This is a genomic window from Alteromonas sp. 14N.309.X.WAT.G.H12 (genome assembly GCF_036697315.1).
Taxonomy (GTDB): domain Bacteria; phylum Pseudomonadota; class Gammaproteobacteria; order Enterobacterales; family Alteromonadaceae; genus Alteromonas.
This window is the reverse complement of sequence record NZ_JBAHZB010000013.1, coordinates 1-12,230: the sequence shown is the minus strand read 5'-3', so window position 1 is coordinate 12,230 and position 12,230 is coordinate 1. Positions and strand designations below refer to the sequence as shown.

Here is a 12,230-nt window from a genome sequence, read left to right as displayed (position 1 = left end):
GTTATGCCCGGTTTACTTTTTTGGGCATCAGGAGAAAGCATGCAAGTTACCTTTTACGGCGTAAGAGGATCAATTCCAACCCCCGGGCCGGAATACGTCCGGTATGGTGGCAATACTGCCTGCGTTCATATACGCCTATCTGACGGCACGGATATTATTCTGGATGCGGGTACTGGCATTCGATTATTAGGCAACAAGCTCATAGGTCAACAAACGCCTATCCACCTTTTACTGACTCACAATCACTGGGATCACATTCAGGGCTTTCCATTTTTTGCGCCTATTTATCAAGCAGGAAGAGAAATCAATATCACGCCGGGCCTGACCTCGTTACCGGAATACGATCAAATATTAAAACAAATGCAAGGGTCGGTTTTTCCTGTTCCATCCAGTGCATTAACATCCAATATTTGTTTAAAGCCCATTCCTGAAGAAATAGATTCTTGGACCATCGGTAACGCAACGATAACACGATTACCCATGAACCATCCCGGCAAAGGCAGCGCTTATACCATCGTCGAAAATGGGGTGAAAGTTGCCTATATTACCGATAACGAACTTTATCCACCGTATAAAAAAGAAACCGACTTTCTTACTTTTGTCGAATTTGCCCGGGATGCTGACATTATTATTCATGATGCCCAGTACATGCTGTCAGATATGCCAGCTAAATCAGGATGGGGCCATTCTGTAGCAGAGGAAGCGGTAAAATTGGCCATGGCGTCCAATGCTAAGCGCATGGCGCTTTATAGCCACGATCCCGAGCGAACTGACGATGATATTGATAACGTTGTCGCCCACTGCAGCGAATACATCACCATTGCCGAGTCTGACGTTGAGCTTTTCGCGGCATCGGAAGGCCTAACGTTAAATTTGTAAACCACAAGGATAGAACGTGACCTCACGAACAGGCATCAGTGTGACTTTGTTACTCCTATTGGTAAGTTTTTATACCGTGGCGCAGGAACAAACTCAGGAACAGGAACAAGCAAATGCTGAATCCGTACAATCACAGCTCCCATCGTCGAGTATTTTAAGCTCAAGACTACAAGCCGATTCACAAGCATTGGATAATCGCTTTTCCATTACCCAACTCCAGCCAAATTATATATTGCCGTTTACCTATGTAACGAATCCAAATTCGGCAGGTAATCAGGATCTTACGCCGGAAAATGTGGATAACAAAGAAGCCAAATTTCAACTCAGCGTGAAATTGCCCCTTTATTTGCAAGATGATACCGCCAACGGTATGTACCTTGGGTTTACCGTCACGTCCTTTTGGCAGCTCTATAACAGCGAGGTCTCAAAGCCGTTTAGAGAAACCAATTATCAACCAGAGTTGTTTTATCAACGGCGGGCAGACATTTCCATTTTAGGCTACGATTTTAATTCGTTACAGCTGGGCTTTAACCACATGTCTAACGGACAAAGTGGGGATCGTTCCCGAAGTTGGAATCGTCTTTTTGCCTCAGTACTTTTTAGCGACTACGATAACGTCTATTACCTGAAAGCCTGGTATCGTATCCCTGAAGATGAAAAAGAAGATGAGTCTGATACCTCCGGTGATGATAACCCCGATATCTCCGACTATTACGGGCGTATGGAATTGGGTTACGGCACACGGTTGGGCAATTTCAAAATAATGGCGTTGTTAAGAAACAATCTTAATTTCGGTACCAACCGAGGCAGTATTCAAGTGGATCTCACTTACCCGTTAACTGATCGTTACGACCTTTTATTGCAATATTTTAATGGCTACGGCGATTCGATGATTGATTACAATCGAAGTCAGGAACGTATAGGTCTTGGATTTCAGCTTACCTTTTTGTAAAACCCAACGCGCCCTATCGCGATAAGGCGCTAACAACCTGCTTCACATTCATTGCCATCTGGCCCATGGTATCGGAAATATCGCTACGCCTTGATAATCCATGATAGCGTTCGGAAGCCTCGATGGATGAGCTAACCACCTCTTCAACCCCTTTTAACACCCGTTCTTGCTCTGTGGTGGCGTGATTAAGCGCAGTTACCACACTCGCGGTTTCCTGAATATCCGTGACCACAAAATTCAATCGTTCCAATGCCTTGGCCGCTTCCTGTTTATTTTTATTCGCTAAGGACACACCCACCTGCATGGCACTTACCGCATTCCCCGCTTCCCCTTCAAAGGCACCGAGTATGTCGTTGATTTCTCGTGTGGATTGCTGGGTTTTCGCCGCCAGCGCCCGAACTTCGTCGGCCACAACCGCAAATCCACGTCCATGTTCCCCTGCCCGCGCCGCTTCAATGGCTGCATTTAACGCCAACAGGTTTGTTTGATCAGCAATTTCATTAATGACATTGACCACTTTTAATATATTCGCACTGCGGCTTTTCAACGCATTGACGATATCACCGGCATTATTTACCGTCACGGCAAGTTGACTAAACCCCGTATTGGCATGCTCAAAGGTAGAATAACACTGGCCAATATTTTGTTGCGAACGCTCCGTTGCCACAGCAACCTGATTGGCAATAGTCGCCAAACTCTGCACGATCTCTCGAAGCTTTTCGGTACTGTTTCCCAAGGTCTGGCTCGTTGTGTATTGTTCTTCTGCGCCGTTAGCGATCCCCCGACTCACCTCCCCTAAGTTATCCACTGCGTTTTCAACGTCTTGCTGGGCAACGGTCAACTGGGCCACAGAATCACGTAATTTACTTTGTAACCCTCTCGCCGCATCGGCCAATATACCTAATTCATGCTCACTGCGATAAGTTAAATCATAAGCATAATTGCATTGCGCAAGACCAGCTAAACAGGCAGCGATTTCTTTTACCGGGTTGATGATTTGCGCCTGCAAACGTCTAACCAAATAGTAGATAGCAAGAATAATGAGTACCAGCGCGATACTCATTATGCTCCAAAGCGCAATGCGCGTATTCGTTTTCAAAGCCGCTAAGGTGTTGGCAGACTGCTCGGCAATATCATGGGTAACCGATGCCAGCATACGCGCCGGTTCTCGATCGATGCCTTTCACGCTACTATCGCCGGCCTGCACATTAAAGTTTGCAGCCACATAGGCATTAAAGCCTTCACGATAGCGCACAGACATAGTTTCATGGGCTTTTAAAAATGCCCGAATATCTGCTTTTATCCCATCACGAATATGTGGTTCTTTAAGTAAGTGATTAAAGCCGTCTTGTACCGCTTTTTCCTGCGCCACAAACCGTTGCCAATACTTTTCACGACTCTCCTTATCATGGCCTCGTATCAAGGTATTTTTCCATTCTTGAACCTGGGTTTTAAAGGTGATTAAAATCGTCGTTACATCGCGCTCAGACTGAATCAAACTGTTTTCTAATTCTTCAAATTGTTTCAGTACCATGTAGGATTTATACAATGAGACGAGGTTAAGGGTGATCAGTAAAAAAACTGTCGCTAAGACAGGCGTCATTAGCAGTTTGCTGATGCTGGTATGTTTCAAAGGAAAGATCCTGATATTGCTAGGACATGGAGCACAACATTAGAAAAGTAAACTATGACAGTTGAATGACAGAAGAAAACCAACAACAGAAAAAGACCCACCCTAAAGGTGAGTCCTAGTAAAAAGAGGGATCAGGCATATTCAAAAGGCGCCAACACCAGCTTTCCGATACATTTATTCGATTCCAATAACCGATGGGCTTTAATAATATTCTGGGCGTTCACCGGGCCTAAATGTTGTCCAAGGGTAGAAATCAACGTACCCGTATCAAGCATTTGACTGATCTCGTTGAGGATCGCTTGTTGTTTACCTATATCCTTTGTATTAAACAACGAGCGGGTATACATGAACTCCCAGTGCAAGGAAACGCTTTTACGCTTTATCAAGCCGATATCCAAACTACCCGGGTCATCAATTAAGCCAATTTTTCCTTGGGGTTTTACAATGTCCGCTAGCGCTTCGAAATGGACATTGGTGTGGGTCAAACTAGCGATGTAATCGGCACCGGATAACCCGAGCTCAGTAAATTGTTCAGTTAGTGACCCATTATGATCAATCACATGATGGGCGCCCATGCGTTTGACCCAAGCCTGACTTTCTGGACGAGATGCCGTCCCCACTATGGTCAAACCGGTAAGCTGACGGGCTAATTGCACTAACACCGATCCCACGCCACCTGCAGCGCCAGTGATCAGTATGGTTTGCCCTTGGCTTTCCTTTCCTTTGGTAACGTTAAGGCGGTCAAACAACAGTTCATACGCCGTTAATGATGTCAGCGGCATAGCGACGGCTTGTTCGTCTGACAGTGAGGACGGCGCTCGGCCCACAATACGTTCATCCACCAGCTGATATTCGGCGTTACTTCCAGGACGTGAAACATCCCCGGCGTAGAACACACGATCCCCTTTTTTAAACATGCTGACACCACTTCCCACATCGGCGACCACACCCACAGCATCCCATCCCAATATTTTTAGTTCATCCGCCGGCGGCGAGACCGATTTTCTTATTTTTGTATCTACAGGATTTACCGATACGCCGTGGATCTGAATTAACACATCCCTTCCAGCCGGAATGGGTTTGGCAATATTCACAGCCTGAATAGTTGTATCAGAAAGGGTTTCTGATGCTTGTTTATAACCATACGCTCGCATAAAACATCCTCACCAAGTCATTTACATACAGATACGTAAGAATAAAGAAAATAGACTGACGCAGGTATCTGCCACGCAAAAATCGATTAAAGATAAGCCTACCTGCTTGGGAAGAAAAGCTCAAAAAAATCCCGCAATAGCTCACAGTTATTGCCTCTCGCATAGCAATTTGACCACCGAACGATTAATCCATGTTAAAAATAGATTAACGTAATCGAATAAAGCCATTATCACCTTTTCGTTTTGTCAACCATATTTACCTTGCTTACATCAAGGTACTAAAAGTAAAAACGAGAGGATACCAACATATGAAACTTAAGCATTTAACCATAGTTGTCGCCGTTGCAATGGGGTTGCCTGCCCTTTCAGCTGCTGCGACACATGACACCACAGAAGTCATGTCCACAACCCCAAAAAGTAACAAATTTTGGTGGCCTGATGAACTTGACCTCACCCCACTGCGTGATCAAGCCAGTGAATCCAACCCTTATGGCCCCGACTTCAACTATGCTGAGGAATTTGCAAAGCTGGATCTTAAAGCAGTGGAAGCGGATATCCGCAAGACCCTCACCACCTCACAACCTTGGTGGCCCGCAGACTATGGTCACTATGGTCCATTCTTTATACGTCTAGCCTGGCACGCGGCGGGAACGTATCGAACCATTGATGGCCGAGGTGGAAACAGCGGGGGGCAACAACGCTTTAACCCCTTAAATAGCTGGCCTGATAATGCCAACCTTGATAAAGCCAGACGTTTGCTGTGGCCCCTTAAACAAAAATATGGCCGTAGCATCTCTTGGGGCGACCTTATCGCTTTAACCGGGAACGTGGCATTGGAAGACATGGGCTTTAAAACCTTTGGTTTCGGCGGTGGACGAGCTGATGACTGGGAACCTGATCATGTGTATTGGGGCCCCGAAGAAGAAATGCTTACCGACCAACGTCGTGATGAAAACGGTAACTTAAAAGACGCTCTGGCCTCTACTGAAATGGGCTTGATTTATGTTAACCCAGAAGGCCCCCATGGCAACCCTGATCCCCTTGCCGCGGCCAAAGATATCCGCCAGGCTTTCGGTCGTATGGCGATGAACGACGAAGAAACTGTTGCCCTTATTGCAGGCGGTCACACCTTTGGTAAAGCCCACGGCGCGAAACCTGCAGATTGCCTTGGTAAAGAGCCCGCTGCGGCACCTACTGAAGAGCAAGGCCTTGGCTGGATCAATAAATGCGGTAAAGGTAATGCTGAAGACACCATGACAAGTGGTCTCGAAGGTTCTTGGACGGTAACGCCTACCCAGTGGACAACTAATTACCTCGATAACCTGCTTGGCTTTGAGTGGAAGAAAACCAAAAGTCCTGCTGGAGCTACGCAGTGGATCCCCACTTCTGAAGCCTCTGCCTATATGGCTCCCGATGCGCACATCGAAGGTAAACGCCATTCACCAATCATGTTTACAACTGATATAGCGCTTAAAGAAGATCCTATCTATAGAAGAATCATCGAACGCTTCCGCGATGACCCGGCACAATTTGAACTGGCCTTCGCTAAAGCCTGGTTTAAACTGAACCACCGGGATCTCGGTCCTAAAGCACGTTACCTTGGTGATGAAGTGCCTGATGAAGACTTGATCTGGCAAGATCCTATTCCAGATGTGGATTATGACCTGATTTCTGCCAAACAAGCGGACATGCTTAAAGACGAAATCTTGGATACCGGCCTTACCGTACCCGAACTGGTTCGTGTGACTTGGGCAGCAGCAGCTAGCTTCCGTGCCACAGATATGCGTGGTGGTATAAATGGAGCACGTATTGCTCTGGCACCGCAAAAAGATTGGGAAATCAACAACCCCAGAGAAGTACAAAAAGTGCTTGCTGAGCTAAAAGACATTCAAGCTGATTTCAACAAGAAATCGAAAAATGTGAAAGTCTCTTTGGCTGACATGATTGTACTGGCCGGTGATGCCGCAATTGAAAAAGCGGCGGCAGATGCGGGTATAGAGATTGAAGTACCGTTTATTCCAGGCCGTGCAGACACGACCCAGGAATTAACGGATGTCAATTCCTTTGCCTTGCTTGAGCCTAAATCTGATGCGTTTAGAAATTACTATACGCCAAGTACCCACCGCTCCCCTACCGAAGAAATGGTAGACATGGCTGACAAACTGGACTTAACCGTTCCTGAAATGACGGTATTACTTGGCGGAATGAGAGCCTTAAATGCCAATGCCGATGGTTCAGATCACGGCATTCTCACCAACCGTCCCGGTCAACTAACCAACGATTTCTTCGTTAACTTGTTGGATATGGGAATAAAGTGGCAGAAATCCGAAAGTGATATCAGCCTTTACGAAGGTGTGGATCGGGCAACCGGCAAATTAAAATGGACCGCTACTCCGGTTGATTTGATTTACGGTTCTAATACCGAACTGCGTGCCATTGCTGAAGTGTATGGCTCGGCAGATGCAAAAGAGAAATTTGTTGCCGACTTTGTTAAAGCTTGGGTTAAAGTAATGCGCAATGATCGTTTTGATTTAAAACACGATGTGTAATGACACGCTGAAACATTAGCCCATTCAGTGTAAGTAAAATCCGGTATGCCATTTGGGATACCGGATTTTTATTTGCAGAGACAGTCACCGTCACCCTTTAAAAATCCCTGTCATTAATGACGCTTTGCCTTGCCCACCATCCCATTAGCCGTAAACCGATCTCCCTACCGTTGAAATTCCATGCATCCGTGATTATTTTGGCAAACGCGTTGGTATCGCCCATTTCATAAACAGTTGATTAACAACACGGCGGTCGATTACTAACCCTTTTTTTAGAAATTTCATCATACGGACATGTTTCTGGTGAGTTTGCTTGATTAGATGGCTTATGAATAGAATAAATCGTAATTGTGTTAATTTCTCTTCTCTTTTTTTTCCGGCAACCCCGCTTGCCCGTGTTATTGACACCATTAACTGTTCACCTGTCATTGTCAATCAAGCCTTAGACAACTATCCACAAAACGTCATTCACCGACCTTTCGGGGGCGGTCAGACAAATACTGTCCAACATAAAATGTAAAATGCTAACTTAGGAGAAACTCCATGATTCAGGTAAAGCACCTGGAACGTCGTTATGGCGATTTTCACGCTGTTAACGATGTTAGCTTTAATATAGAACGCGGCGAAATCGTCGGCTTACTTGGCCATAATGGCGCAGGTAAAACCAGCATTATGAAAATGCTCACCGGCTATCTCGAACCCACAGCCGGCGAAATTTTGGTTGATGGCTTGGCCGTTGGCAAACAAACCAAAGCCATTCAGGCGAAAATGGGCTACTTACCCGAGAATTGTCCGGTATGGCCAGAAATGACCGTCATCGACTACCTCGATTATCAGGCCTCGCTGCATAATATCCCACCAACAGCGCGCAAAGCGGCCATTGCCAAAGCCATTAGCCGTACTGCCCTTAAAGACAAGGCCACCGCAAGTATTCAAACCTTATCCAGAGGGTACCGACAGCGGGTAGGTGTGGCCCAGGCCATCTTACACGAGCCTGAAATTGTCATCCTTGATGAACCCACTAATGGCTTGGATCCTACCCAAATCAGACACATGCGCAGCTTAATTTGCGAGCTGGCCAAAACCGCTACCGTGATTGTATCGACCCATATTTTGCAGGAAGTACAGGCCGTATGTGAACGGGTACTCATACTGCGGGCGGGTCGTCTTGTGGTTAACGCAAAACTTGCCGAACTGCAAAAAAATGACGCGCTGTTACTGACGGTCAACAATGATATTAAACAGATCTTGTGTGATTTACCCCAAGTGAACGAGGTGGAAGAACTGCCCTCGTCAGCAGATCGCAAACGTTACCGTATAGCTACCCAGCCCGACAATGCGCCCCTCATTGCCCGTACGGTTAACGGTGCAAATTGTGCACTGTATGAACTCACCACAGAACGTCATGACCTTGAAACCCTTTTCTCACAGGTTAATGAAGAGGTAAAACATGTCTAACTATTCATCCACACTGATGCAAATTAACCGAAAAGAATTTCGCAGTTTTTTCTCAACACCCGCCGCTTATCTTTTTCTAGGTGGGTTTATGGCCGCAACCTTATTTGTCTTTTTCTGGGTTGAAACCTTTTTTGCACGCAATATTGCCGATGTAAGGCCCCTTTTCCAATGGCTGCCGCTGTTACTGATATTCCTTGTTGCATCATTAACCATGCGCGCCTGGTCTGAAGAGCGTCGAGCCGGCACTCTGGAGAGCCTGCTGACCTCACCGGTATCACCACTGCAATTAATTATGGGCAAATTTTTAGCCACCATGGCCCTGGTGATCCTCGCCCTTATTCTTACTCTGCCGCTTCCCATCACCGTATCATTGTTAGGCCCCTTGGATTGGGGACCGGTTGTGGGCGGTTATCTCGCAACCATATTCCTCGCCGCCGCCTATGTTTCCATTGGTCTGTACATGAGTGGCCGCACCGATAACCCTGTTGTGGCGCTTATTCTTACGGTGATTGTGTGTGGTCTCTTCTATTTTGTTGGCTCAACGACACTCACCAACTTGTTCAGCGGTCAAGTAAGCAGCGTGCTGACCTTATTGGGGACAGGCAGTCGGTTTGAGTCTATTACTCGTGGCGTATTAGACATTCGTGACCTGTATTATTACGTGTCAATTATGGGGGTATTTTTAACCCTTAACCTCTATTCCCTGGAACGTCTACGTTGGGCTGGAAATCCCGTTTCACGTCAGCACCGTTTGTATAAGTACCTCGTTGTGCTCACTATAGCCAATTTCATCGTCGCCAATTGCTGGCTAAGCGCCGTGACCTGGGCCCGAGCAGACATCACTGAGGGACAACAATACTCGTTATCTGCAGCCACCAAAAACCAGCTTGCTTCCCTTCAGGAGCCCCTGCATATTCGCGGCTACTTTTCGGCTAAAACCCATCCATTACTTGCACCATTGGTTCCCCAACTGCAAGACTTGCTGAAAGAATATGCCGTCAATAGTGGTGGCCGTGTTGATGTTGAATTTGTCGATCCGACACAGGATAAAGATGCCAAAGAAGAAGCAGCCTCCCGCTTTGGTATTAAACCTGTGCCCTTTCAAACCGCCGATCGCTATCAATCTGCCGTTGTCAGTGCTTATTTTGACTTAGTGATTTCCTACGGTGATCAATTTGAAACCTTAAGCTTTCGCGATCTTATCGAGGTGAAATCCCAAACCGGGAAAGTCCTCGATGTGGTGCTCAAAAATCCAGAATATGAAATTACTCGGGCAATACGTAAGGTTGCCGGAAGCTATCAATCTAGCGGCAACCCCTTTGATATGATAGACAACAAGGTAACCTTCCACGGCTATATTTCTCCCAATGACAGCTTGCCTTCGTCACTGCAATCCCTACGGGCCGATCTAGATCCCCTATTGGACGACTGGAAAAAACAGGCCGGTGACAAACTGACCCTTGAGTTTGACGATCCCGGTGCCAACAACGGCGAACTGGCGGGAGAATTAAAACAAAATTATGGCTTTACGCCTCAAGTAGCCAGTTTGCTAGATCCCAAACCCTTTTGGTTTTATATGGTACTTGAAAGTAACGGCGAAACCGTGCAGGTTCCCTTGCCTGAAAGCTTAGATAAGAATGCCCTTAAACGATCATTGGATAATGCCTTACAGCGGTTAACACCAGGCATGTTAAAAACCATCTCGGTGGTGAAACCTGCCGCCTATGGTGCTAACGGACAAGGCTATAGCGCTCTGGAAAAAGTGCTCAAAGAAAATGTCCGTGTCAAAGAAGAGGATCTTAGCGACGGTCAGGTCGCCGAAGACAGTGATTTGCTTTTAGTGCTCTCCCCTTCTGATTTAGATGACAAACAACGCTTTGCCATCGACCAATTTTTAATGCAAGGGGGAAGCGTGGTGCTGATGACCTCGCCGTTTAATGTACAGGCGGCTCAAAGTTTAACCGCCAGCAAACAAACCTCAGGATTGGAAGATTGGTTAGCCCATTATGGTATCAAGATTGACGAAACCATGGTGCTTGACCCACAAAATACCGCCCTTCCGGTACCGGTACAGCGCTATATCGGCGGTCTTCCTATTCAGGAGATCCGTATGCTTCCTTACCCGCACTTCCCTGATTTGCGAGGGGACGGACTTAACCCCGATAATCCTATCACGGCATCCTTGGGGCAATTAACCCTCAACTGGGCCTCCCCAATTCATATTGATGATGACAAAAATAAAGATCGGCAGGTTACCAAACTTCTCAGCAGTTCAAAAAACAGCTGGACCTCGGATGATCTCAACCTCATCCCCAACTATGAATTACATCCCGATTCAGGGTTTGCGCCTGCAGATGAACACGATGCCTATCTTCTAGGCGTTGCCATCGAGGGACGTTTTACCTCCTTCTATAAAGATAAACCCTCCCCTCTTCTTAATAGTCAAGACGAGGCTGACAAGGATAAAGACGATGCAGAAAAAGCAGATAAAAACGAGACTAAATCGGCCATTGGCAGTGTCATCAACCGTTCTGTGTCATCTGCCCGACTCACAGTGGTAGCAAGCAATACCTTTGCATCGGATGCGGCGGTGAACCTGGTATCTCAAAGTCTAAATACCTACTACACCAAGCCGTTGGATTTTGTACAAAACACCATTGATTGGTCCTTAGAAGATCGGGGATTACTCGCCCTGAGAGGGCAAACCCAATTGGCACGGACCCTACTTCCCATGACACCCGATGAGCAACGTTGGTGGGAATGGGCTAACTATGGGCTAGCGATATTCGCACTTATCCTTATTTGGGGTTGGCGCCGCAGTGTAGCGGCATCGGATAGCCGTAAATACGACGCAATATTGGCGGAGGTAAAATAAATGAAAAACACCGTTAATTTTCTCATCGCCTTACTGATTGTTCAGATCCTTCTGGCCGTGGGCATAAGTCTCGGCAAACCAGATGTTACGGCGAAACCAAAACCCGTTGCTTTTGTTAATTTTGACCCAGACAGCATCGACAATATGGTTCTGGAAGGCGCAGATGAGGATGAAGAAATCCATTTGCGCAAACAGGATGATCATTGGGTACTTCCCCAACAGGATAACTTTCCTGCGAACGAAACAAAAATCACCGAACTGTTGAATAAATTAGCAACAGTGCAGGTAACCCGTCCGGTAGCCACCAGTGCTAATGCCCAGGAACGCTTTGAAGTGTCTGACAATAAATTTGAACGACGCATTACCTTGGCATCGAAGGGTGAGAACCTGGCGCGGATCTATCTAGGGACTTCTCCGAGTATGCGTATTATTCATGCTAGGGAAGAAAAAAGTGATGATATCTACACCATCGAGATGTCGTCTTATGAGGTGCCGGTACAAAAGGGCGGTTGGGAAGATAAATCACTCCTTAACATTGATAAATCCTCCATTGCCCAGATTGCCGTTAATGGCTTAACCCTGCAACCTAAAGCCAATAACAGTGACAGTAAGGAAGACGCATCCACCGACGCCACACAGTCAAAAACATGGCAAGCTGTGGGTTTAGCCGATGGCATCTACCTTGATAGTGATGCGGTGAACAACCTGGCCGATACCCTTGCCAATATTC

At 46.6% G+C, this 12,230-nt stretch carries 9 protein-coding genes; 6 read left to right on the top strand and 3 right to left on the bottom strand.

Annotated features, from left to right (window positions below; all coding sequences use genetic code 11):
- The first annotated feature begins 39 nt into the window (after positions 1-39).
- Positions 40-879, top strand: coding sequence for an MBL fold metallo-hydrolase (locus tag V5298_RS06405; RefSeq protein ID WP_332930643.1), 840 nt, complete (start codon positions 40-42; stop codon positions 877-879).
- A 16-nt stretch (positions 880-895) separates the two neighbouring features.
- Positions 896-1,831, top strand: coding sequence for a phospholipase A (locus V5298_RS06400; RefSeq protein WP_332930642.1), 936 nt, complete (start codon positions 896-898; stop codon positions 1,829-1,831).
- Positions 1,832-1,844: 13 nt separating this feature from the next.
- On the opposite strand, the gene V5298_RS06395 is transcribed toward V5298_RS06400, so the two are convergent.
- Positions 1,845-3,464, bottom strand: a complete 1,620-nt coding sequence (locus V5298_RS06395; protein WP_332930641.1) for a methyl-accepting chemotaxis protein — start codon at positions 3,462-3,464, stop codon at positions 1,845-1,847.
- A 131-nt stretch (positions 3,465-3,595) separates the two neighbouring features.
- Positions 3,596-4,618, bottom strand: a complete 1,023-nt coding sequence (locus V5298_RS06390; RefSeq protein WP_332930640.1) for a zinc-binding alcohol dehydrogenase family protein — start codon at positions 4,616-4,618, stop codon at positions 3,596-3,598.
- A gap of 308 nt (positions 4,619-4,926) precedes the next feature.
- Here V5298_RS06390 and katG point away from each other — a divergent pair, with 308 nt between their 5' ends.
- A complete protein-coding gene (katG, locus tag V5298_RS06385; RefSeq protein WP_332930639.1) occupies positions 4,927-7,167 on the top strand; it encodes a catalase/peroxidase HPI in 2,241 nt (746 codons plus the stop codon).
- A gap of 192 nt (positions 7,168-7,359) precedes the next feature.
- Here katG and V5298_RS06380 read toward each other — a convergent pair whose 3' ends face one another.
- Positions 7,360-7,596, bottom strand: coding sequence for a hypothetical protein (locus V5298_RS06380; protein WP_332930638.1), 237 nt, complete (start codon positions 7,594-7,596; stop codon positions 7,360-7,362).
- Between the two features lie 114 nt (positions 7,597-7,710).
- Here V5298_RS06380 and V5298_RS06375 point away from each other — a divergent pair, with 114 nt between their 5' ends.
- The 3 genes from V5298_RS06375 to V5298_RS06365 form a co-directional block, all read left to right on the top strand.
- Complete coding sequence (locus tag V5298_RS06375; protein WP_332930637.1) at positions 7,711-8,625, top strand: ABC transporter ATP-binding protein; 915 nt, start codon at positions 7,711-7,713, stop codon at positions 8,623-8,625.
- Positions 8,618-11,500: a Gldg family protein gene (locus tag V5298_RS06370; RefSeq protein ID WP_332930636.1), complete on the top strand. Its 2,883-nt coding sequence runs from the start codon at positions 8,618-8,620 to the stop codon at positions 11,498-11,500. The genes V5298_RS06375 and V5298_RS06370 overlap by 8 nt, the downstream gene beginning before the upstream one ends.
- On the top strand, positions 11,501-12,230 hold a 730-nt coding region (locus V5298_RS06365; protein ID WP_332930635.1), incomplete at its 3' end, for a DUF4340 domain-containing protein.